General features: G+C 71.2%; 23 protein-coding genes and 1 tRNA gene. 13 read left to right on the plus strand and 11 right to left on the minus strand.

Going from position 1 to position 25,901, the window contains the following annotated elements; all coding sequences use genetic code 11:
* Positions 1 to 4 precede the first annotated feature (4 nt).
* Complete coding sequence (gene mobA / locus KRH_RS09910; RefSeq protein ID WP_012399073.1) at positions 5 to 625, plus strand: molybdenum cofactor guanylyltransferase; 621 nt, start codon at positions 5 to 7, stop codon at positions 623 to 625.
* Positions 626 to 644: 19 nt separating this feature from the next.
* A complete protein-coding gene (locus KRH_RS09915; RefSeq protein ID WP_226905831.1) occupies positions 645 to 2,039 on the plus strand; it encodes a molybdopterin molybdotransferase MoeA in 1,395 nt (464 codons plus the stop codon).
* Between the two features lie 157 nt (positions 2,040 to 2,196).
* Here KRH_RS09915 and KRH_RS09920 read toward each other — a convergent pair whose 3' ends face one another.
* Both KRH_RS09920 and KRH_RS09925 read right to left on the minus strand, forming a co-directional pair.
* Entirely contained in the window at positions 2,197 to 2,697 is a 501-nt protein-coding gene (locus tag KRH_RS09920; protein WP_012399075.1) for a DUF456 domain-containing protein, read from the minus strand.
* A gap of 246 nt (positions 2,698 to 2,943) precedes the next feature.
* Positions 2,944 to 8,028 carry an NAD-glutamate dehydrogenase gene (locus KRH_RS09925; RefSeq protein WP_012399076.1) on the minus strand — a complete coding sequence of 1,695 codons (5,085 nt, stop codon included), beginning with the start codon at positions 8,026 to 8,028 and terminating at the stop codon, positions 2,944 to 2,946.
* Between the two features lie 336 nt (positions 8,029 to 8,364).
* Between KRH_RS09925 and KRH_RS09930 the strand changes: the two genes are divergently transcribed.
* The gene (locus KRH_RS09930; protein WP_012399077.1) at positions 8,365 to 9,222 is read left to right on the plus strand and encodes a formate/nitrite transporter family protein; all 858 of its coding nucleotides are present in this window, start codon (positions 8,365 to 8,367) and stop codon (positions 9,220 to 9,222) included.
* A 169-nt stretch (positions 9,223 to 9,391) separates the two neighbouring features.
* Here KRH_RS09930 and KRH_RS09935 read toward each other — a convergent pair whose 3' ends face one another.
* The gene (locus tag KRH_RS09935) at positions 9,392 to 9,937 is read right to left on the minus strand and encodes a histidine phosphatase family protein (RefSeq protein WP_012399078.1); all 546 of its coding nucleotides are present in this window, start codon (positions 9,935 to 9,937) and stop codon (positions 9,392 to 9,394) included.
* Between the two features lie 275 nt (positions 9,938 to 10,212).
* Positions 10,213 to 10,656: a YsnF/AvaK domain-containing protein gene (locus tag KRH_RS09940; protein ID WP_012399079.1), complete on the minus strand. Its 444-nt coding sequence runs from the start codon at positions 10,654 to 10,656 to the stop codon at positions 10,213 to 10,215.
* A 98-nt stretch (positions 10,657 to 10,754) separates the two neighbouring features.
* Between KRH_RS09940 and KRH_RS09945 the strand changes: the two genes are divergently transcribed.
* The 3 genes from KRH_RS09945 (at position 10,755) to KRH_RS09955 (ending at position 13,106) form a co-directional block, all read left to right on the plus strand.
* Positions 10,755 to 11,390, plus strand: a complete 636-nt coding sequence (locus KRH_RS09945) for a tetratricopeptide repeat protein (protein ID WP_012399080.1) — start codon at positions 10,755 to 10,757, stop codon at positions 11,388 to 11,390.
* On the plus strand, positions 11,387 to 12,418 hold the full coding sequence (locus KRH_RS09950) for an aldo/keto reductase (protein WP_012399081.1): 1,032 nt from the start codon (positions 11,387 to 11,389) through the stop codon (positions 12,416 to 12,418). Before KRH_RS09945 ends, KRH_RS09950 begins: the two co-directional genes overlap by 4 nt.
* 127 nt (positions 12,419 to 12,545) lie before the next feature.
* Positions 12,546 to 13,106, plus strand: a complete 561-nt coding sequence (locus KRH_RS09955; protein ID WP_012399082.1) for a DUF2617 family protein — start codon at positions 12,546 to 12,548, stop codon at positions 13,104 to 13,106.
* 137 nt (positions 13,107 to 13,243) lie between these two features.
* On the opposite strand, the gene KRH_RS09960 is transcribed toward KRH_RS09955, so the two are convergent.
* On the minus strand, positions 13,244 to 13,720 hold the full coding sequence (locus tag KRH_RS09960) for an acyl-CoA thioesterase (protein ID WP_012399083.1): 477 nt from the start codon (positions 13,718 to 13,720) through the stop codon (positions 13,244 to 13,246).
* Positions 13,721 to 13,837: 117 nt separating this feature from the next.
* Between KRH_RS09960 and KRH_RS09965 the strand changes: the two genes are divergently transcribed.
* The 3 genes from KRH_RS09965 to KRH_RS09975 all read left to right on the plus strand — a co-directional run bounded on the left by KRH_RS09965 (position 13,838) and on the right by KRH_RS09975 (position 15,864).
* Positions 13,838 to 14,476, plus strand: coding sequence for a YdcF family protein (locus KRH_RS09965; RefSeq protein ID WP_226905830.1), 639 nt, complete (start codon positions 13,838 to 13,840; stop codon positions 14,474 to 14,476).
* A gap of 258 nt (positions 14,477 to 14,734) precedes the next feature.
* Positions 14,735 to 15,610 (plus strand): metal-dependent hydrolase, encoded by an 876-nt coding sequence (locus KRH_RS09970; RefSeq protein ID WP_012399085.1) that lies wholly within the window; start codon positions 14,735 to 14,737, stop codon positions 15,608 to 15,610.
* A gap of 170 nt (positions 15,611 to 15,780) precedes the next feature.
* Positions 15,781 to 15,864: transfer RNA gene (locus KRH_RS09975), tRNA-Leu, on the plus strand.
* A gap of 139 nt (positions 15,865 to 16,003) precedes the next feature.
* Here the strand turns inward: KRH_RS09975 and KRH_RS09980 are convergent.
* Positions 16,004 to 16,492 carry an Lrp/AsnC family transcriptional regulator gene (locus tag KRH_RS09980; RefSeq protein ID WP_012399086.1) on the minus strand — a complete coding sequence of 163 codons (489 nt, stop codon included), beginning with the start codon at positions 16,490 to 16,492 and terminating at the stop codon, positions 16,004 to 16,006.
* A 215-nt stretch (positions 16,493 to 16,707) separates the two neighbouring features.
* Here KRH_RS09980 and hisC point away from each other — a divergent pair, with 215 nt between their 5' ends.
* Positions 16,708 to 17,841 (plus strand): histidinol-phosphate transaminase, encoded by a 1,134-nt coding sequence (gene hisC / locus KRH_RS09985; RefSeq protein ID WP_012399087.1) that lies wholly within the window; start codon positions 16,708 to 16,710, stop codon positions 17,839 to 17,841.
* 7 nt (positions 17,842 to 17,848) lie between these two features.
* A complete protein-coding gene (locus tag KRH_RS09990; RefSeq protein WP_012399088.1) occupies positions 17,849 to 19,285 on the plus strand; it encodes an amino acid permease in 1,437 nt (478 codons plus the stop codon).
* 184 nt (positions 19,286 to 19,469) lie between these two features.
* Here the strand turns inward: KRH_RS09990 and KRH_RS11820 are convergent, their stop codons facing one another.
* The 4 genes from KRH_RS11820 to KRH_RS10010 form a co-directional block, all read right to left on the minus strand.
* Entirely contained in the window at positions 19,470 to 20,753 is a 1,284-nt protein-coding gene (locus KRH_RS11820; protein ID WP_226905828.1) for a hypothetical protein, read from the minus strand.
* Positions 20,754 to 21,048: 295 nt separating this feature from the next.
* Positions 21,049 to 21,441, minus strand: a complete 393-nt coding sequence (locus tag KRH_RS10000; protein WP_158301520.1) for an arylamine N-acetyltransferase — start codon at positions 21,439 to 21,441, stop codon at positions 21,049 to 21,051.
* Between the two features lie 49 nt (positions 21,442 to 21,490).
* On the minus strand, positions 21,491 to 21,769 hold the full coding sequence (locus tag KRH_RS12380) for a hypothetical protein (RefSeq protein WP_012399091.1): 279 nt from the start codon (positions 21,767 to 21,769) through the stop codon (positions 21,491 to 21,493).
* 43 nt (positions 21,770 to 21,812) lie between these two features.
* Positions 21,813 to 22,904 carry a DUF808 domain-containing protein gene (locus tag KRH_RS10010; protein WP_012399092.1) on the minus strand — a complete coding sequence of 364 codons (1,092 nt, stop codon included), beginning with the start codon at positions 22,902 to 22,904 and terminating at the stop codon, positions 21,813 to 21,815.
* Between the two features lie 290 nt (positions 22,905 to 23,194).
* On the opposite strand from KRH_RS10010, the gene KRH_RS10015 reads away from it, so the two are divergent.
* Positions 23,195 to 24,298 (plus strand): type I restriction endonuclease, encoded by a 1,104-nt coding sequence (locus tag KRH_RS10015; RefSeq protein ID WP_012399093.1) that lies wholly within the window; start codon positions 23,195 to 23,197, stop codon positions 24,296 to 24,298.
* Between the two features lie 46 nt (positions 24,299 to 24,344).
* On the opposite strand, the gene KRH_RS10020 is transcribed toward KRH_RS10015, so the two are convergent.
* Positions 24,345 to 24,944 (minus strand): class I SAM-dependent methyltransferase, encoded by a 600-nt coding sequence (locus KRH_RS10020; RefSeq protein WP_012399094.1) that lies wholly within the window; start codon positions 24,942 to 24,944, stop codon positions 24,345 to 24,347.
* A 159-nt stretch (positions 24,945 to 25,103) separates the two neighbouring features.
* Between KRH_RS10020 and KRH_RS10025 the strand changes: the two genes are divergently transcribed.
* Positions 25,104 to 25,853, plus strand: a complete 750-nt coding sequence (locus KRH_RS10025; RefSeq protein WP_012399095.1) for a sulfite exporter TauE/SafE family protein — start codon at positions 25,104 to 25,106, stop codon at positions 25,851 to 25,853.
* Positions 25,854 to 25,901 lie beyond the last annotated feature (48 nt).

Below are 25,901 nucleotides of genomic sequence, written 5' to 3' on the forward strand. Positions count from 1 at the left end.
GCCGGTGGTCACCTCCCGCTGCGCCCACTCCGCGCCCACGGCCGGCCCGCCCGTGGACACCGTGGTGGTCGCCGGTGGCCGCTCCTCCCGCCTCGGGGGAACCCCCAAGGCGCAGCTGCCCGTGGCGGGCGGCACCCTGCTCTCCCGCACCGTGGCCGCCGCGCTGCCCCTCGGTGCCGTGGTGGTCGTGGGGCCCGAGGATCCCACGCTGCCGCCCAAGGTGCTCTCCACTCGGGAGGACCCCCCGTTCTCGGGACCGGCCGCCGCGATGGCCGCGGGCGTCGTCGTCCTGAGGGAGCTGCCGGGGCGTGCATCCTGGACCGCAGTGCTCGCGTGCGACATGCCGGGCGTGGAGCGCGCGCTGGCGCAGCTGCGCGCGGCGGCCGGGCGGGCGGCGTCGGACGTGGACGGGGTGATGGCCCTGGGGGAGGACGGCCGGCGCGAGAACCTGGCCGTGGTGGTGCGCACCGCGGCACTGGAACGAGTGCTCTCACAGGTTCCCACGGCGGACGCGTCCGTGCGCTCCGTGTGGCGCCACCTGAGCTGGGAGGAGGTCACCGTGCCCGCCGGAAGCACCGCGGACGTGGATACGTGGGAAGATGTTCGCAGGCTCGACTCGTACTGATTCAGCACGCTGAGGAGACATGATGCCCGGACTTCCGCACCCGCACGATCCCGCCGCCCGCGAAGACCACGAGCAGTCGCAGAGCCGCGGCGAGGCCCCCGCACCCACCGTGCACTGGGCGTCCTGGGATGAGGCCCGCCGGATCGCGTACGGCATCCCCCAGCCGCTGCCCAACATCCTGCTGCCCCTCGCGCAGTGCCTCAAGGAGACCCTGGCGGAGTCCGTGACGGCCGAGATGCCGGTGCCGCACTACGCCACCGCCGCGGCCGACGGCTGGGCCGTGGCCGGTGAGGGTCCGTGGCGCATCCGCACCCCGCAGCCCGCCGAGACCGACGAGCGGCTGCTGCTGACCCTGCCGCCGGACAAGCGCATGCTGCCCGTCGTGGAACTCACGCCCGGCGAGGCCACCCACGTGGACAGCGGCGACGCCGTCCCCTACGGCACCCGCGCGGTGCTCGAGGCCCACCGCGGCCACGTGGTCCCCGCCGATCCCACCGCCGAGATCCCCGAGGGCACCGAGCATGGGCGCAAGGCCGTGGAGGGCGACACCCTTGAGGACGCCACCCCCGCTGCCACCCTGGTGAAGAACCAGGACGTCCGAGCCGTGGGCGAGGAGATCCAGCAGGGGGACCTGCTGCTGCGCGCGGGCCGAAGGCTCAACCCGGTGCACCTGGGCCTCGCGGCGAGCGCGGGCCACGACATGCTCCCCGTACGACGTCGCCCGCGCGTCACCGTGCTGCTCGGATACGCCAACGTGGTGGAGGACGGCATCCCGGGCCCCGGAGAGGTGCGGGACTCCCTGAGCCTGCAGCTGCCCGCGGTGCTGCGGGAACTGGGCGCGAACGTGGACCAGGTGCGCCGCGTGGCGGACGGCTCCGATGGCATGGTCAACGCACTCACCGAGTCCCCCCTGGGTGCAGGCTCCCTGCTGGACGCCCGCGCCGAGATGGTGGTCACCACCGGTGGCACGGGCCACGGCGAGGACGACCACGTCCGCCAGGCCCTCGAGGAGCTGGACGCCCACCTCATCCTGGACGGGGTGGCCCAGGAACCCGCTCACGGTGTGATCCTGGCGAAGCTCCCGGAGGACGGCCCCGTGGTGCTCGCACTGCCGGGCTCGCCCCTGAGCGCGATGACCGGGCTGCTCACCGTGGGCCACGCGCTGATTGCCGGGGCCACCGGTGAAGGGCTGCCCACCACGCGCCGGATCACCGCGGGACGCGCCCTCGAACCTCTGGGGCGCACCCGGGTGATTCCCGCCTACCTCCAGGACGGCCGCGTGATCCCGGAGCCCACGGTGGGCCCGGCCATGCTCTCCGGGCTGGCCCACGCGGACGTGCTGCTGGTGGTCCCGGAGGACGGGATGCAGCCGGGCCAGGACATGGAGGCCATCCCGCTGCCCTGGCGGGCGTGAGCGCGGGCGGGCACGGATCGTACATGCGCTCCGGTCTCGTGCGTGGCACGTGCTGTGAAGTGGAGTAAATGCAGCAGGACGGGCCTCAGCATGCTTTTACTCCACTAGGGAGCGCCGAGATCCCGCGCCGTTGCCGAGCGCCGGGGCGTCCCGCCGGTCACGCCGTCAGGAAGTACGTGATCGCCCCCACGATGAACGTCAGGGACGCAAGCAGCGCGCACGTGAGCTCCAGCAGGATTCCCACTCCCATGGCCTTGGCCGCCGCCCAGGAACTGGCCAGCGCGGTGTTGAGGTTGCGGTTCCGCACGGTCTCGGAGAGCAGCAGCCCCACCAGGAACCCCACGAACAGGCCCACCACCGGGATCACGAACATCCCGACCACGGCACCCACCACCCCGAAGAGCAGCGTGCGGTTGGGGATCTCGCGGCGCCTGAGCCTGCTGCCGGTGAGCACCAGGCTCGAGGACATGCCCGCGATCAGCAGTGTTCCGCCCAGCGCGAGCACCACCCATCCCTCCGGTGCCTGCACCACGAACGCCCAGATCACCAGCCCGATCAGCGCCACGATGGATCCCGGCAGCACGGGGAACACGATCCCCACGCAACCCACGGCGATCAGGAGCACGGTCACGACGGTGGCAATGATGTCTGCGGTCACCGGTCCATCGTACGGTGACGGACCCGCGCACGACGCCGCTCCCCCACCGGGGCGGTGAGGTCCGGCCCTCGCCGCTCGCCTGACCACCGGGCCACCTCCCCCGGCCGCCCGTGCTCCGGACGTCCGCACCGGTCGGTCGCCAGCACCTGCCGGGCGCACGACCGTGCCCCCGCCGCCCGGCACACGAGGTGCAAGAGGCTGCGGGGGCACGGTGCGGCGTCGACGGGCGGGGCCGACGGCCTGGGATCAGCCCGCGAGCGCTCCGCGCAGGGTGCGCAGCGCCACGGACAGGGCCGCGAGCTCGCCCCCGGCGTCGTCACCGGGCATGGACTCGATCTCGTCCAGGACCTCGCGCAGCCGCTCGAGCCGGTCCGCGTTCTCCTGCTCCCACGCCTGCACCTTCTGCTGGGCGTCCTCCCCCGGGGACTCGAGGGCCTGGGCGGCGAGCGCCACGAGGGTGGAGTAGAGGTCCTCGCGCATCGCGATCCGCGCCATGTTCTCCCACCGGGTGCTCTGAGGCAGCGCGCTGATGCGGTTGAGCAGGTTCTCCAGCCCGTAGCGGTCGAACAGCGCGAAGTACACGCGCGCGATCATGAGCACGCTCACGCCGTTCTCGTCGGTCACGGCCTCGTCCGGGGACGACGACGCCGCACCGTCACCGCCCGTGGCCACGTCCGTGATGCCCTGGGACTGGGCGAGACGGGCGACGTCGAGCAGCGCGAACGCGTCGAGCAGCTCGGCCCACTCCACGGCGAGGTCGCGGGGAACCCCGTGGCGCTCGGCGAGCTCGGCCTCGGCCTGGGTGCGCTCCTCGGACTCCTCGCCCATGAGGTGCTGGGAGCCGAAGCGCAGCGCCACGATGGGCCGGTACATCTCCACGAGCTCCTGGATCCCGCAGTCGGTGTCCTGGCGGTGCAGGAACCAGCGGACCACGCGGTCCAACAGCCGCCGCATCCGCAGCGACATCCGGTTCCACAGCTCGAGGGGCACGTCCGCGTCCAGCTGGGCGTGGCGGGAGGCGTAGCTCTCGAGCTCGAAGATCTCCATGGCCGCGGTGAACGCGCGGGCCACGTCCGCGAGGTCCGAACCGGAGTCGTCCACCACGCGGTACGCGAACGCGATCCCGCCGTAGTTGATGATCTGGTTGGCCACCACGGTGGAGATGATCTCCTTGCGCAGCGGGTGGGTGTCCAGCTCGCCGTCGAAGCGCTCCCGGATCTGGGCCGGGAAGTACTGGGACAGCGTGCGGTGGAACCAGGGGTCGTCCGCGAGGTCGCTGTCCACGAGTGCCGCGGAGAGCTGGATCTTCGCGTACGCCGTGAGCACGGAGAGCTCCGGTCCGGTCAAGGGCTGGCCCTGGGCGGCGCGCTCGCGCAGCTCGGAGTCGGAGGGCAGGAACTCCAGCTCCCGGTTGAGGTCCGCGGTGTCCTCGAGCCAGTGCATGAGCCGGATGAACATCTCCGTGAAGGAGACCCCGCGGGCGCGCTCGGTGGTGAGCAGCACGTTCTGGGCCACGTTGGTGCGCAGCACCAGCTCCGCGACCTCGTCCGTCATGGACTCGATGAACTCCGCACGCTCGTCCGCGGAGAGCAGCCCCGCCTGGACCATGCCGTCCACGAGGATCTTGATGTTGACCTCGCGGTCGGAGGACTCCACGCCGCCGGAGTTGTCGATCGCGTCCGTGTTGACCAGGATCCCGTTCAGCGCGGCCTCGATGCGGCCCAGCTGGGTGGCTCCCAGGTTGCCGCCCTCGCCGATCACCTTGACGCGCAGGTCCTCGCCGTTGACGCGGATGGCGTCGTTGGCCTTGTCCCCGACCTCCTGGTTGGTCTCGGTAGAGGCCTTCACGTAGGTGCCGATGCCGCCGTTGTAGAGCAGGTCCGCGGGGGCCAGCAGCACGCGGCGCACGAGCTCCTGCGGGCTCATGGACTCGACGTCGTCCTCGATGCCGAGGGCCTCGCGCACCTGCGGGGTGAGGGGCACGGACTTGTCGCGGCGCGAGTACACGCCGCCGCCCTCGGAGATCACGCTGCGGTCGAAGTCCTGCCACGAGGTGCGCCCGGCGGTGAACAGCCGCTCACGCTCCTTGTAGGAGGCCGCGGCGTCCGGGGTGGGGTCCAGGAAGATGTCCCGGTGGTCGAACGCGGCGATCAGGTGGATGTGCTCGGACAGCAGCATGCCGTTGCCGAACACGTCGCCGGACATGTCCCCCACGCCCACCACGGTGAACGCCTCGGACTGGGTGTCCACGCCGAGCTCGAAGAAGTGGCGCTTGACGGACTCCCACGCGCCGCGGGCGGTGATGCCCATGGCCTTGTGGTCGTAGCCCACGGACCCGCCGGACGCGAACGCGTCACCGAGCCAGAAGCCGCGCTCCAGGGAGATCGCGTTGGCGGTGTCGGAGAACGCCGCGGTGCCCTTGTCCGCGGCGACCACCAGGTAGGAGTCGTCGCCGTCGCGGCGCACCACGTTCTCGGGGTGCACCACGGTGTCCCCGGCCTCGCCGGAGGTCTCTGCCGGCCCGCTCGCGCCGCCCTCGGAGCCCGGGGTGGCGTCCCCGCGGGACGACGACGCCGTGTCCTGCGCGGTCCCGCCGGTCCCGTCCTGCGCGGCGCCCGTCTCGGTCTCGCGCTCGATGTTGTCGGTGACGTCCAGCAGGGAGGCGATGAACAGCTTGTAGGCCTCCCGCCCCTCGGTCAGCCAGCCCTCACGGTCGGTCGCAGGGTCCGGCAGCTGCTTGGGGAAGAACCCGCCCTTCGCACCCGTGGGCACGATCACCGCGTTCTTGACCATCTGCGCCTTGACCAGGCCCAGCACCTCGGTGCGGAAGTCCTCGCGCCGGTCGGACCAGCGCAGACCGCCGCGGGCCACCTGACCGAAGCGCAGGTGCGTGCCCTCCACGCGCGGGGACCACACCCAGATCTCGAAGGCCGGGCGCGGCTGCGGTGCCGCGGGGATGGCCGCCGGGTCCAGCTTGAACGCCATGGTGGGCCGACCCTGGAACACGTTGGTGCGCAGCGTGGCCGTGACCACGTCCGCGAGTGCACGGAACAGCCGGTCCGCGTCCAGGCTGGGGACCTCGTCGAGCACCCCGGCCAGGCGCTCCAGGGCGCCGTTGCGCGCCTCGTCGCGGGCGGCGTCGTCGTCCGTGAAGCGGGAGGGATCGAAGCTCGCCGAGAACAGCTCCGCGAGCTCGTAGGTGGCCCGTGGGTAGTCCACCAGGGTGTCCGCGATGAACTCGAACGAGTTGGGGTAGTTCAGCTGCAGCAGGTAGCGCACGTAGGCGCGCATCACGGCCACGGTGCGCCAGCCCATGCGCTCGGTGAGCACCAGGCGGTCCAGGCTGTCGGACTCCGAGCGGTTGGAGAGCACCGCGCACAGGGTGTCCTCGATGAGGTCCTCCGTCTTGGCGTCCTCGGGGCCCTGCGGGTCCACGCCCTCGGGCAGCTCCACCCCGAAGTCGTAGAGCTGGAACTCGCGCCCGTCCGCGGGGGTGACCGTGTAGGGGCGCTGGTCCAGCACGGTCAGGCCCATGTTGTGCAGCAGCGGCAGCAGCTCGGTGAGGGACAGCGCCTGGGTGAGGTAGATGTTCAGCCGGACCTGGCCGTCCGCGGTCTGCGCCACGCGTACCTCGGCGGGCAGGTCGGGGTCGCGGCCCCACAGCTCCTCGCAGCGCTTGAGGTCCTGGATGGCCTCCTCGATCTCGTAGTCCTCGCGGTACGAGCCCGGGAACGCGTTCTCCCACACGGGGCCCAGCGCGTCGGCCTTCTCGTCCTCGAACTCCAGGCCGATCGCCAGGCCCAGGGACTCGGGCCAGGAGCGCACCGCGGCGCGCAGGCGGGCCTCGAGGGCCTCGTGGTCGAAGTCCCGCACCTCGCCCGTGTAGGGCAGCCGGATGCGGAAGAACAGGCGGGCCAGCGAGGAGGAGGTCAGGCGCACCTCGAAGTCGATGGCCTCGGCGTCGAAGACCTCAAACAGCTGGGTCTCGATGCGCTGGCGCACCGAGGTGTTGTAGCGGTCCCTGGGCAGGAACACCACGGCGGACATGAAGCGCCCGAAGGTGTCCTGGCGCAGGAACACGCGGGTCTGGCGGCGCTCGTTGAGCCCGAGCACTCCGCCCGCGGTCTCGTGCAGCTTCTCCGCGGACATGTGGAACAGCTCGTCCCGCGGGTAGTCCTCGATGATGCCCATGAGGTCACGGGCGGAGTGGGAGTCCGGGAGGAAGCCGAAGCGCTCGACCACCCGCTGCACCTTCTCGCGCACCAGCGGGGTCTGCTGCGCCGGGACGGAGTAGGCGCGGCGGGAGAACAGCCCGAGGATCAGGTACTCGCCATCCACGTCCCCGTTCTCGGCGAAGGTGCGCACGCCGATGTAGTCCAGGTACTCGCGGCGGTGGATCGAGGAGCGCCGGTTGGCCTTGGTCACGAACACCACCTGGTGGTCCCGCGCGTGGGCGCTGCCCAGGCCCGTGAGCTTCTGGGCGTGGCCCTCGGTGCCCTGCTCCCGCAGCAGCCCCAGGCCCGTGTCCGGGCGCGAGTGCAGCACGGCGTCCTCGCCGTCCGCCTCGAGGTCGTAGCGCTTGATGCCCATGAACACGAAGTTGCCGTCGCGCAGCCACTCCAGGAACTCCTGGCACGCGCCCACGTCCGGCAGCCGGGAGCCGTCCTCGAAGGTGAGGTCCTTCAGGGGCGCGAGGGAGTCGGCGATGCGCTGGGTCTGCTCCAGCATGGCCTCCTGGTCCTCCGCGATCCGGCGCACGTCCGCCACGAGGGCCTCGATGTGGCGTGCGAGCTCACCGCGGGCCTGCTCGTCCAGGGAGCGGTGCAGCTCCATGCGGATCCAGGACTCCACGGCGGTGTGGGAACCCCCGCCGGCGGTGCCGCCCACGAGCTCGTCCGTGATGGGGATCGAGGTGGTGTCCCCGGAGGAGACCGCGGAGATGTTCGGGACCTCCCCCAGGGAGCTCAGCACGTCCTCGGAGTCACGCGCGGCGAGCAGCAGGGGGTGCAGCACGAGCTTGGCGCCACCCCAGTTGGCGGCGATCTCCGTGGTCAGCGTGGACACCAGGAACGGCATGTCCGTGGTGACCATGTACAGCACGGTGTCCCCGTGGTCCTCCCGGACCTCGATGCACAGCTCGTCCGGGCGCCGGGTCCGCCCGATCTCCCGGTGGGTCTCCGCCCGTTCCGTGAGCACCTGCTGGTCCGCGCCCGCCATGTCCGCGTCCGGGACCGAGCGGTAGTACTCGTTGAGCCACGCCTGCTCTGCGCTCCATCGCGGCCGCTGCCACACCGTGGGGATGGCCTGGGTGGTGGCTTGAGGAGAGGTCACTGCTGCATCACGCCTTAGCTGTCGTTGAGTTGGAATGTCACTCCACGGCGTGGCTCGTGATGCCCTGTGGGGCACGGCGCACAGACCTCTGCCGGACCGCTCGCCCCGGAACCCATGACGTCTGCGCAACCCACGGCCACACTGCCGCATGTTCCACCACCATAGGACCCCGCGAGCACCGGGACCAGATGCGGCGCGTGTTCGCACGAGCGTTGCACGGTCCTACACTCGTGCGGTCACGGTTTTGCCTTCGCACCCCGCCCACCGCGCCGGTGCGGGCACCCGCGGCCCACGGCCGAGGCACGGCCCGCCCCCACGACAGAGAGCCGAGCAGCCATGACTAATGTGAAACCAGTGGACGTGGTGGCGGACGCCGTCACCGCCGGGGAGGCCAAGGCCACGGCCCCCTCCGGCGCCCTCGTGCTGCGCGGTGTGCTGGGCGGCGCCGTGCTCGCGGCCACCACCTCGTTCGCGGTGTCGGCCACCGTGAGCTCCGGCTCGCCCGTGGTGGGTGCCGTGCTGTTCCCGGCCGGGATCACCATCGTGATCCTCATGGGCATGGAGCTGGTCACGGGCGGCTTCGCCCTGACCCCCATGGCCGCCGTGCGCGGTCTGGTGCCGTGGTCCGCCGTGGCCCGGTACAGCCTCACGGTGATCGCGGGCCACATCATCGGTGCCGCGGCGTTCGCCCTGCTCTACGCGGGCGTGCTCACCGGTTTCGGCTCCCACGACGCCGGCGCGCTCGGCCAGAAGTTCGTGGACACCGCGCAGGCCAAGACCACCGCGTACGCCGCCCTGGGCGGGGCGGGCATGGCCACCGTGTTCGTCAAGGCGGTGCTGTGCAACTGGCTCGTGTGCCTGGGCGTGTTCATGGGCATGGTCTCCAAGGACACCATCGGCAAGATCGCCGCCATCTGGCTGCCCATCATGGCGTTCTTCGGGCTGGGCTTCGAGCACGCCGTGGTCAACTTCTTCATGATCCCCATGGGCATGCTGCTGGGCGCGGACGTCTCCTTCGGGGACTGGTGGCTGTGGAACCAGGCCCCCGTGCTCGTGGGCAACTTCGTGGGCGGATTCGTCTTCACGGGCCTGGCCCTGATGCTGGCCCACCGCCCCGCACGCTCCGCAGCCCCGGACCACGACGCCGCTGCCGCGCCCGCCGCACCCGCGTCCGGTTCCGGTTCCGCCAGCTAGCTCCACCGCTGAGAGAGGGGCCGGGGCACCGCTCCCCCGGAGGGCACCTCCCGCTGAGGCAGGAGCACGCCGCCGTGCGTGCTGCGGACCGCGGAAGAACGGAGCAGGGCCCTCGCACTCCACGGTGCGAGGGCCCTGCTCACGAACGGGCCTCCGACGGTCGGGGCCGTCAGCGGGCGGCCAGCACCTGCCCCGCGGTGACGGTGAGCACCTGGCCGTTCTCGAGGCTCGGCAGCTCCGTACCCAGGATGCGGTCCACCGTGAGGCGGATCAGGGTGCCGTGGGCCACCACCATCACGTGCTGGCCCGGGTGGTCCTCCAGGATCCGGCGCAGCACCGCGAGCCCGCGCTGCACCACGTCCTCGGTGGCCTCGCCGTGGCGGTCCATGATGGCGTGGCGCTCGTCGTCCGTGGTGCCGGTGCAGTCGTAGCCCTCGGCGTCGCCGAAGGAGCGCTCCACCAGCTCGTCGTAGGTGCGGGACAGGGGCAGCCCGATCTGCTCGCCGATGATCTCGGCGGTCTCCTTCGCCCGCATCAGCGGGGAGGAGACCAGGGCGTCCCAGTGCTCGCCCGACGCCGCCAGCTCCCGGCCCACGGCCCGGGCCTGCTCGCGGCCGGTGTCGTTGAGGGGGATGTCGGAGCGGCCCTGCAGCCGGCGCTGCAGGTTCCAGTCTGTCTGGCCGTGGCGGATCAGGGTCAGGGTCGTATCACTCACCCGTCCAACCTACCCCCGGGCGGGTGGTGCTTCGCACCGACCGTGGCACCCGCCGTCAGAGCCGCACCACACGGTGCAGAGGTACCCCGGCAATGGGTCGGGTGCGTCCCGGGGCCCGGTGCCGCCCCGGACGCGACCCGGCGGCCGCCCTCCCCCGGGACGTGTCTTGGGAGACGACGTCGCCCTGGGCGCGCTCAAAGGGATGTCATCGCCCTGTGTGCACCCCGGAAGGCGACGGCGCCTCGGAACCGGGCCGGGCGGCGTCGTCGTCATGCTCAGGAGCGGGGAGCGTCCTGGGTCTCGATGTCCACGCGCTCCTTGCGCAGGGTGTCCTCGACCACCTCGGTGTGCTCGACGCGCTGGGCCACGAGCCGCACCCGCTGGTACGGCACCCGGACGGTCTGCACCACGGGCTCGGAGCGGTACAGGATGACCTCGTCCTCGCCGAGCGGCAGCTCCCGCCCGGCCAGGAACGCCTCGCGCTCCTCGGCCGTGATGGGCGTGCGCACCAGGTCCGGCTCCTCGGACGCGACGGTGACCTCCTGGCGCACGGGCTCGGTGACCACGTACTTGCGCAGCCGCGCGCGGCCGGTCTCCTGCTGCTCGCGGTCGATCACCAGCCGCTCCTCGTGGCGGACCACGGAAGCGTGCTCGTCGTGGACTGCCGCGTGGCGAGGATCGCGCGGGTCCTGCCCCGGCGCGGTGTGCTGTGCTGCCATCCTGACCTCCTGGGAGAGTGTGGATCTGAGATTATCAGCCGGTTTAGTGGTGCGGCGTAGCATGAGGGCACCTCGACCCGGCACGGAAGGACGAGCTGATGAGCTACTCGGACGACGGAAACGGCTTCTTCACGCAAGCCCTGGACGCTGAGGACCGCGGTGACCACGTCCTGGCGGAGACAGCGTACCGGCAGGCGATCGAGCTCTTCCAGGAGTCCGGCCCCGCGGACCGCGAACTCGCGGCGTGCCACTACAACCTGGGCCACATCCACATGCTGATGGACCGCACGAGCAAGGCGGTGGCGGAGTACCAGCGGGCGCTCGAGCACTTCGCGCGCCTCGAGGGCAGCGGCCGGCACAGGGCCCGGGCCCACCTCATCCTGGGTTCGCTGCTCGTGGAGACCGGGGACCTGCACGGCGCGGAGACCCAGCTGCTCGACGCCCTCGGGCAGTACCTGGACGCCCCGCACGAGCCGCGGGACCAGGCGGACTGCTACATCAACCTCGCGCGGGTCTACCGCGAGACCCGCCGCCACGCGCAGGCGGTGACCGCCTACAACCGCGCGGTGGACTTCTACGAGCAGGAACCGGACTCGTTCCGGGACCGCTCGGACTGCTTCACGGAACTGGGCGCGCTCTACGAGGGCACCGGTCAGCTCGACGAGTCCGCCGCGGCCTTCGCCGAAGCCGCCCGGCTGCGCCGCGCCGCGGAGCGCCAGAGCGGACGCGGGTGAGCTCCCCGCTGGTCCTCGGGTGCATGGGCCTGGGCGGCTCCTGGGGCCAACGGACCGTTCCTGCGTCCCAGTATGACGCCGCCCGTGACGCCCTGTACGCCGCCCACCGGGCCGGGATCACGCTCTTCGACCACGCGGACATCTATGTGGGCGGGGACTCGGAGACGGTCTTCGGGCGCATCATCGCCGAGGACGCCGTGCTGCGCCGGGCCGTGCGGGTGCAGACCAAGTGCGGCATCCGGCTGCCCGGCAGCACCGCACCCGATGACGCCCCCGCCCACTACCGCCTGGACCGGGACACCATCCGCTCCTCCTTCGAGGGCTCACTGCGCCGGCTCGGCGTGGACCGGGTGGAGCGGCTGTTCGTGCACCGCCCGGACCCGCTCACTCCATGGCGGGAGACCTCCCGGGCCCTGGACGAGCTGCACCGGGAGGGGCTGATCGCCTCGGTGGGGCTCTCCAACGTGACCACGCAGCAGGTGCTCGGGCTGCGCGGCCACCTGGAGACACCCGTGACCGCGGTGCAGCTGCAGCTGAGCCTGGCCCACCGGGACTTCGTGGAGTCCCAGGTGCTCGCCAACCACCCGGACGGCGCCCACGTGAGCTTCCCCGAGGGCCTGCTCGAGCTCTGCGACGCGGAGGGCATCGAGGTCCAGGCGTGGGGTGCTCTGGCTGGCGGCCGCTACTCGGGAGCCACCGAGCCCTGGCGACCCGCGGCGGGCCCCCGGGGTGCGGCGTCGTCCCCTCCGGGATCCGCACCTCCAACGGAACGCCCCGACGAGGGCGCCACGCCGGAGCAGCGCACGAGCGCGCTCGTGCAACGGATCGCCGAGCGCATGGACGTGCCCGCCGAGGCCGTGGTGCTCGGGTGGCTGCTGCGCCACCCGTCCGGCATCCGCCCCGTGATCGGCACCATGGACCCGCGGCGGATCGCGGCGAGCGCCCTGGCACCGCGTGCGGCGCAGCTGATGACCCACGAGGACTGGTACGGCCTGTGGACCGCCGCGAGGGGCCGGCCGCTGCCGTAGCCGCGCGGCGTGCGGCCCGTCCACCGTCACCGAACGGTGATGATTCGGTGCTTGTCCGTCCCCCGGTGCAGGGATATTTTCATGTGTGAAGAGGGCGCGGCGGGCTGCCGCGAGACCGATCAGAGAGATGACGCGCATGGAGCACGACTGGCTCACCCGTATGCCGGGGCACCCCGTGTGCCGCCCCGAGCAGTTCGGCTACCGCACGGACCTCGGGGTGCTGGACGCCCCGGCCGGAGCCGCGATAACCGTGGACGAGCTCACCGAGGCGCAGCTGCGGGTGGGCCCGGGCCACCACCAGTTCGTGGTCAGCCACGCCGGGCGGCGCTGGGTGGAGACCGTGGGGGTGTTCGAGGAGGACACCGCCCGGCTACCCGTGCTGCGCAGCATCGAGCGGCCCTCGCCCTTCGCCGAGCAGGTGGAGGTGGGCTGCACCGTCACGGAGCACTCCCCCCGAGGGCTGCGCAAGGAGCTCGAGCGGATCCGCACCACGCTGGAGCAGGCGCCGCTCGCGGTGTGCGTCCAGGACACTGAGGAGCCCGCGGCGGTCACCGCGGCCACGTGCCACCCGGACCCGGAGTCCCACACCCTGATGTGGTGGACGTGGCGCGTGCTGCCGGAGTGCGGGGCGATCCTGCGCATGCGCGCCGAGCTGCAGCTGAGCACCGCACCGGACCTCGCGGCCTGACGCGCCGCGCCCGTCCGCGCGCCTGTCGGGCCCAGCGCACGGGCCGCCTGGGCGGCCTTGCGCACCGCGCGCCGTTCCCCATGGGGTGGCCGTTCCCGAGGGCGTCGGCGCTGGACGCGGTGGGCGGCGCCCCGGCCTCAGAAGGGCGAGGGCGCGGTGTGGGGCTCCAGCAGCTCCCGCTGCTCCCGCGTGAGCCGCAGGACCGTGCGGGACTCGGGGATGAAGAACGCGAGCTGGGTCTGGGCGCGCACGCACGCGGCGCAGTCGTGGGCGTCCAGGATCTCGAAGCCCAGCACCAGGGTGGCGGCCTTCGCCGAGACCACCCACACGCGCACCTCCACCGGCACGTTGCGGTACTCGAGCGGACGCAGGTACTTGACGCGGTGCTCCGCGATCAGCGCCTGGGTGCCCTCGGGCAGCACCGAGAACAGCGGGATGCGCGCGGGCACCACCTGCTCCCCCGTGCCCACGGGCACGCCGAACGCCGCGATCCGGGCCTCCTCGAGCACCCGGATCACCTCCACGTTGTTCACGTGGCCGTACGGGTCCATGTCCCCCCAGCGCAGCGGAACCGGGCAGATCACGGCACGCTCGACATGTTCATTCGATCGCATGCACTGACTCCTTGCTGGGTGTTTTCCGTTCCACCCGCGGAACCGGCGGGCGCCGCGGTGCTGGATGAGATGATATCCGCGGCATTCTCGCCGAGCGCTCCCACCGAGAGGAACCACGTGGCCCCCACGCCCCCCGGGCACACCCCTGCGCTGCGACGGCGCTGGCCCCTCGTGGTGCTGATCGCGCTCGCGCTGCTGGGCACCCTGTGGCTCGCCGTGTGCCACGCCGTGCTGGACAGCCCCCGCGTGGACCCGCCCCGCAGGTCGGACGCGCTGCTGGTGCTCGGACCCCCGGACCCCACCCGCGTGGCCTTCGCCGAGGACCTCGTGTACAACCAGCACATCGCGGACACCGTGGTCTTCTCCACCCCGGACGCCCAGCCGTTCGACCCCCCGGAGATGGTGCAGTACTACACCGCCCGCTCCTTCTGCGCCCCGCACGAGGGGGTGGAGGTGCTGTGCTTCAAGCCCGACCCCTCCACCACGCAGGGCGAGGCCATGAAGCTGCGTGAGCTCGCGGAGCAGCGCGGCTGGAAGACCGTCACCGCCGTGACGTTCACCCAGCACGTGCCCCGCTCGAGGCTGATCCTCGAGCGCTGCTTCCCCGGGGAGCTGCGGATGTCCGCGGTGGACTTCAACATCTCGGGCAAGAACCTGCTGGTGCAGTACCTGCACCAGAGCGCCGGGTACGTGAAGGCCTGGCTCACTCCCGGCTGCGACCAGCAGCTGCCCTGGCACCCCAAGTCCGGGGACTGAGCCCGGACAGGGTGCGGGCGGCGTCGAGCCGATCCCGTGGGTCCGCGCCGGCGCCCCGCCACCGGGGACGCGCGGGGGCCGCGGCGCATCCGCCGCGTTCGCCGGTCTCGTGGCGCGCGCGAGCGCGCGGGCGGCATCGACACAGCGTCGAACCGACGGGCCCGGGGACGCTTATGCGGGTCGGAACCCGTTCCTAGCCTGGGGTTTTGCTTCTTCCCCGAGGTCTGGAAAGGACCACCCCATGCCCAGGACGCCCCGATGATGGGCCCCAGCCACGCCGCGTGCGGTGCCGCCGCGTGGGTTGCGCTCACCGGCACCTACACCGTGCACCTCGCGGACATCTCCTTCCCCGTGGGCCTCGGGCTGATGCCCGTGGGGGATCCCGGGGTGATCACGGGCGCGCTGATCTGCGCCGGGGCCGCGCTGCTGCCGGACCTCGACCACCCGGGTGGGACCGTCGCCCGCTCGCTCCCCCCGGTGTCCCGCTGGCTCGCCAGGGGGCTGAGCAGGCTCGCCGGCGGGCACCGCCGTGGAACGCACTCCCTGCTCGGGCTGCTGGTGGTGGTCCTGCTCGCCGAGCTCTCCCAGCGCGCCTCCGTGCCGGTGGGGGACGCCCTGCGGTGGCGTGTCACCGGGTCCGCGGCGCCCGGCGCGGTCGGGTCCGGGGCCGCGGGCGCGGTCGGTGACGCCGCGGCGTCGTTGCCCGGGCAGGTGTGGCCCCTGGCCGCGGTGCTGTCCGTGCTGCTGATCGCGTGCGCGGTCAAGGTGCTGGCGTTCGTCCCGGACCGCCTCGCCCACGCCAACTGGGTGGTGGGCATCCTGCTGGGTGCGTTCGTGGCCACCCACCCCCCGGGCGATCCGCGCTGGTTCGTGGTGGCCGTGGGGCTCGGGTGCGCCGTGCACATGCTCGGTGACCTGCTGACCACCCAGGGCATCCACCTGCTCTGGCCCCTGCGGGTGCCCCTTCCCCTGCCGCCGTCCCTCTACGCGCGCCGGTCCTTCGTGCGCCTGCCCGTGCTGGGCAACGCCGGATCCGCGCGCGAGGTGCTGCTGCTCGTGCCCGTGACCCTGTACGCGCTCGCGGGCCTGGCCTGCGCGGGCATCGCCTGGGTGGGGCTCACGGTCAGCATGTGAGGGACGACGCCGCCCTGCCCGGCACGCGGGCGGCGTCACCCCCGCGCCGGGTGCCCCGGCACCCCCGGCCGTGCCGCGTTCCGGGCCCTCGGACCCCGATTCGCCAACCCGGCCGGGGTGGGGTAGGCTTTTCGACGTTGCTCACGGGCGTACGCCGAGTGGGACAACGAGCGCGAGTGGCGGAATAGGCAGACGCGCACGGTTCAGGTCCGTGTGCCCGAGAGGGCGTGGGGGTTCAACTCCCCCCTCGCGCACCGCAGGAAGTCCCGTTCGACCGAGAGGTCGGGCGGGACTTTTCCATTCCCAAGCCGGTGCGCCCCGGGACTCCCGGTTCACGGGCGCGAGCGGACGCGGCGGGCCCTGCGCCGACCGTCCGGCGCCCGTGGCGCCCCGTCAGGAACCCTCCGACGGCTCGGCACCACCCACCTGCGCGAACAGCGGCAGCACACGGTTCTGGAAGTGGGTCTGCAGCACCACCACGCTGCGCGTGCGGTTCACGGCCCCGGTGCGGGCGATCGCGTCGATGACCCGCTGCAGGTCGTCGTTGGAGCGGGCCACCACGCGCACCATCACGTCATGGTCCCCCGAGACCGTGTACATCTCGATGACCTCCGGGATCTCCCGCAGGGCCTCACCCACGGGCACGTGACCCACACCCTGGCTGATCTCGATGGAGACGATGGCCATCACGGGATAGCCGAACCGCGCAGGGTTCAGGGTGGGCGCCATGTCCTGGATCACCCCGGCACGGCGCAACTTGTCCAGGCGGGACTGCACCGTGGGCCGGGCAACCCCCAGGGCCCGGGACGCCGCGAGCACCCCGATGCGCGAGTCCTGCGTGAACAGCTCCACGATCCGCACGTCGAGCTCGTCAATCTTCATCCCCGCTCCTCTGCTGACGACCCCAGCCGCCCCAAGCCCCGCGCGGGTTACGCGGGAGTCATTTTCGGGACGCGTGCCACCTGACACATTGTGCAGTGATCAGCGGTGCACCACCTGAGAACTGCGCATTATGATCAGTACACCATGTTCCGGTTGTGCACCCCCGTGTGCTGTGTCACTGTGACTGCCACCACAGATCCTGCAAGGAGTCCCACGTGACCACTCATTCCTCGGGGGACGCGGCCCGATCCGCCGTGTCCCTGCGCGCTGCGCTGCAGTCCCTTCCCCCCTACAAGCCGGGGAAGTCCGCGGCCTCGTCCGACGTGATCCAGTACAAGCTGTCCTCGAACGAGAACCCGTACCCGCCGCTGCCGTCCGTGCTCGACGCCGTGAACCAGATGTCCCCGGAGATGAACCTCTACCCGGACATGACCTGCCAGGCGGTCACGGAGGCCGTCGCGCAGCGCTGGGGCGTGGAGCCCTCCTCCGTGAGCTTCGGCAGCGGTTCCGTGGAGGTCGCCTCCCAGATCATCCGCGCTGTGTGCGACGAGGGGGACGAGGTCGTCTTCGCGTGGCGCTCCTTCGAGGCCTACCCCATCCTGGCGGGCCTGGCCGGTGCCACCGCGGTCAAGGTGCCCCTCACCGAGGACGAGCGCCACGACCTGCCTGCCATGGCTGCGGCCGTCACCGAGCGCACCAAGGTGGTCCTGGTGTGCACCCCCAACAACCCCACCGGCACCTCCGTGACCGCGGACGAGCTACACGCGTTCATGAAGCAGGTCCCCGAGCACGTGCTCGTGGTGGTGGACGAGGCCTACGTGCACTTCAACGTGGACCCGGCCGCCGCGCGCGGCATCGACTTCTTCCGCGAGTACCCCAACGTGGTGGTCCTGCACACGTTCTCCAAGGCCTACGGCCTGGCGGGGCTGCGGATCGGCTACGCGATCGCCCCGGCGTACATCAGCGCCGCGCTGCGCGCCGTGGCCATCCCCTTCGGCGTGACCAACCTGGCCCAGCAGGCCGCGCTCGCCAGCCTGGCCGCGGAGTCCGAGGTGGAGGAGCGGATCACCGCCCTCGTGGACCAGCGGGACCACGTGCACCGGCAGCTCACCGAGCAGGGCTGGGACATCGTGGAGTCCCAGGCGAACTTCGTGTGGCTGCGCACCGGCCCCCACACCACGGCCGCGGAGGAGATCTTCACCCGCCACGGCGTGATCGTGCGGGCCTTCGCGGACGAGGGGATCCGGGTGAGCATCGGCTCCCCCGCCGCGAACCAGACCTTCATCGTGGCCGCACAGGACGTGCGCGCCCACCTCGACGGGGCAACGACGCCCCGGAACCGGAGCTGACCGACACATGAGCACCACCACTCCCCGGCCGTCCGAGCACGCCCAGGACGCGTCCACCACCACCGTGCGCGGGCTCAAGCCCCGCCAGCTGACCATGATGGGCCTGGGCGGAGCGATCGGCGCGGGCCTGTTCCTGGGCAGCGGCAAGGGCGTGGCCGTGGCCGGGCCCGCCATCCTCGTCTCCTACATCGTGGCCGGCGCCCTCGTGGTGCTGGTGATGTGGATGATCGGCGAGCTCTCCGCCGCCAACCCCACGAGCGGCGCGTTCTCCGCGCACGCACAGAACGCGTTCGGCCCCGTGGCCGGCTACACCGTGGGCTGGTTGTACTGGGTGCAGCTGGCCGTGGTGACTGCGGCGGAGGCCAACGGCGCCGCCACGATCCTCACCGGCATTCTGGGTGAGAGCCTGGCCGGGATCGCCGTGCCGCCCACCTGGGTGCTGAGCGTGGTCTTCATGGCGGTCTTCACGGTCGTCAACATGTTCGCGGTGAGCAAGTACGGCGAGTTCGAGTTCTGGTTCGCGTTCCTCAAGGTGGGCGTGATCCTTGCGTTCCTGGTGGTGGGCATCCTCATGCTGGTGGGGGTGGTCCCCGGCCACGAGGGCGGGCTGTCCAACTTCACGGACTTCGCCCCCACGGGCATCGCCGGGGTGGGCGCCGGTCTGCTGATCGTGATCTTCGCGTTCGGCGGCACCGAGATCGTGGCGATCGCCGCCGGCGAGACCGCGGACCCGCAGAAGAGCGTGGCCACCGCCATCCGCACGGTCGCCTGGCGCATCGTGCTGTTCTACATCGGCACCGTGTTCATCATCGTGGCCATCCTCGAGCCCTCCCAGGCGGACGCCCCCGAGGGCCCATTCGCGGCCGTGCTCAACGTGGCGGGCCTGCCCGCGGCGGGCAGCATCATGGCCCTGATCGCGGTGTTCGCCCTGCTCAGCGCTCTCAACGCCAACATCTATGCCGCTTCGCGCATGATGCACTCGCTGGCCCAGCGCGACTACGCCCCGGCCGCCATCAAGCGCACGGCGAGCAACAACGTGCCGCGCCGCGCCGTGCTGCTCACGGTCTCGTTCGGCTTCGTGGCGAGCATCCTGGAGGCGATCTTCCCGGGCAAGGTGCTGGACACGCTGCTGTCCATCGTGGGCTCCACGATCATCATCATCTGGATCTCCGTGGCCGCCTCCCAGATCACGCTGCGCCACCGCCGCGAGCGCGAGAACCCGGGCGTGCGCTCCACCACCTACCGGATGCCGCTGTTCCCGTTCCTGTCCTACCTCACGGTGGCGCTGCTGGTGCTGATCGTGGTGGTCGCGATGTTCGACCCCGCCACGCGCACCCAGCTGCTGCTCACCATCACCGCCACCGCGCTGATCGCCGTGACCGGGATCTTCGTGACCCGCCGCACCAACCAGCCGGCGGCGGTCCACGCCGACGTCCACGAGTAGGAGCCGGGCCTGGGGCACGCACGACGCCGACGCTGCCGCGCCCCGTGAGCTGACCGCGGGCCCGACCGAAGTGGAGGAGCGCGCCTGACCACTGCTCAGGCGGGACGGGCAGTCGGGGGACCCCCGCTCGGAGCACACGATCCGGGTGCGGGTCCCCCGACTCTTTCCGCGTGTGGAGTCGGTGTCAGAACCGCGAGACCGTGATCTTTCCCGTGCTGCGTTGCCACGTGGCCACGTACCCGTTGGAGAACTTCTGGGCCGCTCCCCCGGACACGGCGTACTCGTCCGTCACGGGGTGCCCCCAGCCGTGCTCGTGTCCGGCCCTCTGCCACGCCGAGCCGATCCCCCCGGTCAGTTTGACCACGTGCGTTCCCGTGCGGGGGGAGTACATGGCGCGGAACCTGGCGCTCCCGTTCCGGAAGTCCTGGTAGGCCCCGCCCGGCAGGGCACGCTCCGCCATCACGGGGTAGCCCCATGCACGCTCCAGACCCGCCGCGCGGTACGCCGCGCCGATGCCACTGTCCCACTTCACCGGGTGGGCGCCGGTCTGCGGGCTCCAGTAGAAGGTCCAGTTGCGGGTGAAGCCCTGGTGCACCCCGCCGAGGTGGCCCGTGGACCTCTCCGGCGAGGTGGGATGGCCATAGACCGCGGCCCCACCCGTGGCGAGGTAGTCGGTGCGGATGGCGCCGCGCAGCCAGGACGCGGGCGGCGTCGCCGTCGGGGCGGCGGGCAGAGAGGCGAGGTCCTGGCGCAGCAGGCCCACGATGTCGTAGTCCTCGTGGTCCAGCCCCGGCAGGGTGGACAGGCGCGTGCGCGTGAAGCCGTCCACGGCATAGCGCTTCTGACCCGCCCGGGCGGCCTTGAGAGCGGACCAGGTGGGTGGGTTGGTGCTGCCGGGGCCGTCCTTCGACCCCACGTGCCAGGTGAGTGGCAGGCCGCGCACCGCCGCGCCGGGGGCGCTCTGCATGCCGTACGAGCCGCCCCCGCCGATGATCGTGGCACCTCCGCCCCGGATCCAGCTCTGCCGGTCCGCGAGCAGCTCGTACGTGATGAACTCGGCGCCGCCCGAGTAGCCGGCGAGCCACACGCGGGAGGTGTCCAGCCCGTGCCGGCTCGTGAGCGAGGCCTGGAGCGCTCGGAACCAGTCTCCGTTGCCGTCCGCGTCCTCCCACCAGGTGATGCCGTCACCGCGCGCATCGTGGTCCGGGGAGAGCGGGACCACCAGGACCATGTTCTTCTTCCGGGCCTCCGCGGCCATCGCGCGCAGCTCGGGCCCGTCGGGGCGGCCCACCCAGGAGCCCTGGGGTTTCATGTAGTCGCCGCCCAGGTAGTACACCACCCCCACCGCCTTCGAGCGGTCGATGCCGTCCGCGTAGAGGTGGTACGCGGAGGTCTTGCCCGCCGCGCTGAACGTCTGGTGGAACGCGGTGGTGGGCGCGATGGCACCCGCCCCGGTTGCCGCACCCACCGCGGGCGTCGCCGGGGCCTGCGCCGGAGGCTGGACCGGCGACGTCGTCGGCTGCGCTGGCGCCGGGACCGGGGTGCGCGCCGGGGCCGCCACAGCGGCCGGCGAACCGGTCAGGAGGGTCAGCAGAACCGCCGTGCTCGTGGCGGTCGCGGACGCGGCAAAGGAACGGGGGAAGGGCATGGGGGTGCTCTTTCAGGGGTGGGGGGAGTATGCAGTTGTGCCCCGTCCGGTCAGCTCCGCTCCGGACACGGCGAAAGCCGGGCACCCCGGGGGAAGGGGACCGGCCTCGCCACGATCATCTCACTGGTTCCGCAGACTCTGCACCACTGCGGTGGGCTGCTCCGCCTCCCTCTCCGAGAGCGACACCCCCCAGATCGTAGACCCGGCCCACGGCGAAGGTCTGACCCGTGTCCACGTGGCGAGCGCCGTCTTGCAACGGGACAGGGCCGGTGATGCTGAACCCGGAGCCGGGATCGCACAGGTACCGCACGCCCGCGAGGTCCACCAGGACGGTCATGTGGGTTCGTGCGCTCTGCAGGGACCGCACGCGGCCCAGGGCGCGACGCACCGTGAAGCCTGCGGTCTCCAGGGCGGCGGCGAAGAGCTGCGCGCGCTCGAAGCAGTAGCCGCCGCGGCGGCGCACCACAAGCTGGTCGAAGACCGTACCCGGGTAGTGGCCGAGCAGCACCTCCACGTTGCTGAAAGGGAACGTGAGAACGTGTGCACCTCCCCCGACGTCACGGCCCCTCGACCAGCAGCACCACCTGCAGCGCCACCGGCACCGCAATGATCCCGAGCAGCCCGACGCACACCGCAAGAGCCGGGCGCCCGGCCTTGGCTCCTGCCAGTCCTCCGAGCACTCCCACGAGGGCAGGAAGGAAGAACATCACGAACGGCCGCGGTGTCCCTGTGCCGTCCCAGTCGAGCAGCGCGAGGGTCAGCAGCACGACCAGCGGGATCGACGCGCGGGAGGCGAGCAACCACCCCCGCGATCCACCGCGCTGGTTGTCGTTCACGGCATACTCCTTCGTCTGCGGCCTCCGGTGCCCGGCCTGCAGATCAGCGCTCGTCCGGGCTCGTCGCCGCGGTGGATCCGCCGCTTTCTGCACGCTGTCCGGCGGTCGGGGTCGCGCCTGCCGTCGGCACCGTGCTCTCAGCCCCGGAGGGCGCGGTCTTGCGCCCGGGTTCGACGCCGCTCTCACCCTCGACTGCCTGGTCCTCGTGCTTCTTCCCGAAGGGCAGCACGTGGACGATGCCCACGATCACCGCGCCCCACGCGAGGCCCAGCAGGAACGAGAAGAACGTCTCCACCAGCCACGCCAGCACGGCACCCACTGCCGGGACGTGGTGGACGCCCTCGCTGAGGTGGTGCACCCACTCGTAGGGCAGGCCGAAGCCGAGGTTCGCCATGCCGGTGAGGATGATGTGCCCGCCCACCCAGAGCATCGCGATGACCCCCACCACGGAGATCACGGCGAGCACCTTGGGCATGGCCTTGACGAGTCCCAGACCGAACTTCTGGGCGCCCGTGGAGTCCTTGCGAGCCATGGCCACACCGATGTCGTCCATCTTGACGATGAGACCCACCACGCCGTACACACCGATGGTGATGAGGATGGCGACCGCGATGAGGATGACAGTGCGGGCCAGCAGCGGTTCGTGGGAGACCTCGTTGAGGGAGATGACCATGATCTCCGCACTCAGGATCAGGTCCGTGCGCACGGCCCCGGACACGATCTTCTTCTCCGCCCCCGGGCCGCGGTCCGGTGCGGGCTTCTCCTCCGTGTGCTGGCCCGGCGAGAAGTGCTCGATGATCTTCTCCGCGCCCTCGAAGCACAGGTAGGTGCCGCCCAGCATGAGCAGCGGGGTCAGCGCCCAGGGGGCGAACTGGCTGAGCAGCAGGGCCACCGGCAGGATGATCACGATCTTGTTGATCAGGGACCCGATCGTGATCTTTTTGATGATCGGCAGCTCCCGGTTGGGGGTGACCCCTTCCACGAAGCGGGGGGCGACGGCGGCGTCGTCCACCACCACGCCCGCGGCCTTGGCACTCGCGCGTCCGGCGGCCCCGGCGACGTCGTCCACGCTCGCGGCCGTGAGCTTGGCGAGCGCGGCGATGTCGTCCAGCAGTGCGGCAAGTCCAGCGGACATGCGGGTACCTCTTTCCGATCAGTCAGCGCGTGAATGTGTGCTCAAGCGTACGGGGTTGTCACCGACCTCCTCCTCAGCACCACCGACGGGGGCTTGCACCCACTACCACTGCGCGGAACCTTGATACCCCGGTTGTCCCGGCAGATGCCGGGACCTGGGCCGCGACTCGGCGAGTCAACCGAGGATCAACCCCTCCGGCAGTAGGGTGTAACCCAATTCACAGTAGTCCCGGAACCGGTTGACGCGGTTCCGGTTCGCCCCCACAGCAATGACAACCCCTGGAGGTACCCGTGGAGTTCGCGGAACGGCTGGCCGCCCTCGCAAGCAAAGTCGTGCACCAGAAATCGGCGCTCGAGACCGAGGAGGCGACTAAGAACGCGTTTGTCATGCCCTTCATCTCGACGATTCTGGGCTATGACGTGTTCAATCCGTCGGAGGTGGTTCCGGAGTTCACAGCGGACGTTGGCGTCAAGAAGGGCGAGAAGATCGACTACGCCATCGTCCAGGACGGCCAGATTCAGATGCTCATCGAGTGCAAGCACATCGGCTCGCCACTCTCGCTGGAGCACGCATCTCAGCTCTACAGGTATTTTGCGGTCACCAATGCGCGAATTGCAATCCTCACCAATGGTGAAAAATACCATTTCTACACGGACCTTGACGCGCCGAACCGCATGGATGCGAAACCGTTCCTCGTGCTCGATCTACTGGACATCGACACGACCCTCCTTCCTGAACTGCTCAAACTCAGCAAGACAGAATTCGACCTCGATTCGATCATCAGCGCTGCGGGAGAGCTGAAATACGTCGGACAGATCAAACGCGCGATCGCCGCCGAGTTCAAGGACCCCTCGGACGAGTGGATTCGCTTCTTCACGAACAGGGTCTACGAGGGTGCTTTCACCCAAAAGGTGCGGGAACAGTTCACGCCGCTGGTGAGCAAGGCGTCGCAGCAGTTCCTCAACGAGCAGGTGAACAACAGGCTCACTACCGCTCTCGGCGCCGGCTCCGTACCCCCTCAGCTACCGGCAGACGCCGAAGTCGCGGAGGAAATTACGAGTCAGGATGAAGTCGCGCGTGACCTGCAGGAAAGTCAGGACGACATTGTCACGACCGCAGAGGAGCTCACTGCTTTCAACATCGTGCGCGCCATTGTCTGCAACCAGGTCGACATGTCACGAGTTTCCTATCGCGACGCGAAGTCGTACTGCGCAATCCTGCTGGACAACAACAATCGCAAGACCATTGCGCGCCTGCACTTCAACCGGAGCCAGAAGTATGTCGGCCTGCTCGATGAGAACAAGGTTGAGACCCGGCACGCCGTGGACACGCTGGAACAGATCTACGACTTGAGTGACGAGCTGCGGGCCACGGTGACGAGGCTGAACGCCTGACGGGTGACGCGACTTCACTGAGATGCGGCCTTTCGCATCCCGCGTCTCAATCCGCCCCCAGCACCGCCACCAGGAACTCGCTGTCCTCCCGCCAGGGGCGGAGGTCCCAGCCCGCCAGGGTGAGCTGCGGGGCGAGAGCTGCCGCCGCGGCGTCGTCGAGGAAGTCCGCCACCGGGTACCCGCGGCCCGCCCCGAAGCCGATCACCGCGCGACCACCGTCCGCCAGGTGCGCGCGGAAGCCGCGCAGCACGTCCCGGCGGGTGCTCTCCGCGAGGAACGTCATCACGTTGCCCGCGCACAGGATGGCGTCGAAGCCGCCCCCGAGCTCGAGGGAGGCCAGCTCCGCGAGGTCCGCCACCCGGTAGTCCGGCCCCGGGTAGTCCTCGCGGGCGGCGCGCACCAGTTCGGGGTCCACGTCCACCGCGGTGACCCGGTGGCCCACCTCGTGCAGGTACCCGGCGAGCCGCCCGGCCCCGCACCCCGCGTCCAGGATCCGGGCGCCGCGCGGCACCATCGCGTCGACCAGCCGGGCCTCCCCCACGATGTCCTCGCCGCGCCGGGCCATGGTGCGGAAGCGGTCGATGTACCACCGGGAGTGCCCCGGATTCTCCGCCACCCGGGCCATCCACTTGCTCAGTTCCACCATGGGGCCAGGGTAGGCCGCTCCGCCACCGGACGACGCACCGCCCGCCCACCGGGCGCCGTCTGGCATGATGGAGCGCGTTCACCGGAAGCGCCGTGCGCCTCGCACGGCCCCCTCCGCACCCGCACCGGCCCGGTGCGGGCCCCACCCGAAGGAGCACCCATGGGCCTTCTGCTGGGCGCCCTCGCGGCGGTGCTCGTGGGCACCGTGCTGCAGCGCGTCTCCGGAACGGGGGTGGGGCTCGTGGTGGCCCCGGTGCTTTCCCTGCTCATGGGCCCGGGCGCCGGGGTGCTGGCCACCAACGCCGCGACCACGTGCTCGGGGTTGCTCATCACCCTGTCCGTGCGCCGGCTCGTGGAGTGGCGCCACGCCGCCGTGCTGGTGGGTGCGGCGGTGCCGGGGATCGTGGCCGGTGCGGTGGTGGTGCGCCACGTGCCTAGTGCGTGGCTGCAGGTGGCCGTGGGGGCGGTGGTGCTTGCTGGGCTGGGCATCACCCGGTTCTCCCCCGCCACGCCGTCCGCGTCCCGGAGGGCCACCGTGGTGCCCGCGGGCCTGATCGGCGGGTTCTTCAACGCCACGGCCGGGGTCGCGGCGCCGGCCATGGTCATCTACTCGCGGGTGACCCGGTGGGACCAGGTGCGTTTCGCGGCCACCATGCAGCCCGTGTTCATGGCCATGGGTGCGCTGTCCGCGGGCTCGAAATTCGCGGCCGGTGTGCACTTCTCCCTGCCGGTCCCCGCGCCGGTGGCTCTGGCCGCGCTGGTCCTCACCGTCCTGGCGGGCATAGCGGTGGGCACGTGGCTCTCCCGCCACATGTCCAAGGCCACCGCGCAGGGGCTGGCGATGGCGCTCGCGACCGTGGGCGGCGTCGTCGTCCTGGCGCGCGGCGCGCTCACCCTGCTGGTCGGCTGACCTCCGCCGACGACGCCGCCCGCGCGCCTGCCCTGCCGCGGCGCTTAT

Origin of the sequence: Kocuria rhizophila DC2201, from assembly GCF_000010285.1 — a bacterium.
Classification (GTDB): Bacteria; Actinomycetota; Actinomycetes; order Actinomycetales; family Micrococcaceae; genus Kocuria; species Kocuria rhizophila_A.

Excerpts from the sequence above, each read along its gene's own strand:
- KRH_RS10010 (WP_012399092.1), bottom strand. The coding sequence starts at position 22,904 with ATGTCCGCTGGACTTGCCGCACTGCTGGACGACATCGCCGCGCTCGCC.
- KRH_RS09930 (WP_012399077.1), top strand. The coding sequence starts at position 8,365 with ATGACTAATGTGAAACCAGTGGACGTGGTGGCGGACGCCGTCACCGCC.
- KRH_RS09955 (WP_012399082.1), top strand. The coding sequence starts at position 12,546 with ATGACGCGCATGGAGCACGACTGGCTCACCCGTATGCCGGGGCACCCC.
- KRH_RS09915 (WP_226905831.1), top strand. The coding sequence starts at position 645 with ATGATGCCCGGACTTCCGCACCCGCACGATCCCGCCGCCCGCGAAGAC.
- KRH_RS09980 (WP_012399086.1), bottom strand. The coding sequence starts at position 16,492 with ATGAAGATTGACGAGCTCGACGTGCGGATCGTGGAGCTGTTCACGCAG.
- KRH_RS10020 (WP_012399094.1), bottom strand. The coding sequence starts at position 24,944 with ATGGTGGAACTGAGCAAGTGGATGGCCCGGGTGGCGGAGAATCCGGGG.
- KRH_RS09945 (WP_012399080.1), top strand. The coding sequence starts at position 10,755 with ATGAGCTACTCGGACGACGGAAACGGCTTCTTCACGCAAGCCCTGGAC.
- KRH_RS09940 (WP_012399079.1), bottom strand. The coding sequence starts at position 10,656 with ATGGCAGCACAGCACACCGCGCCGGGGCAGGACCCGCGCGATCCTCGC.
- KRH_RS09960 (WP_012399083.1), bottom strand. The coding sequence starts at position 13,720 with ATGCGATCGAATGAACATGTCGAGCGTGCCGTGATCTGCCCGGTTCCG.
- KRH_RS09970 (WP_012399085.1), top strand. The coding sequence starts at position 14,735 with ATGATGGGCCCCAGCCACGCCGCGTGCGGTGCCGCCGCGTGGGTTGCG.
- KRH_RS09990 (WP_012399088.1), top strand. The coding sequence starts at position 17,849 with ATGAGCACCACCACTCCCCGGCCGTCCGAGCACGCCCAGGACGCGTCC.
- KRH_RS10025 (WP_012399095.1), top strand. The coding sequence starts at position 25,104 with ATGGGCCTTCTGCTGGGCGCCCTCGCGGCGGTGCTCGTGGGCACCGTG.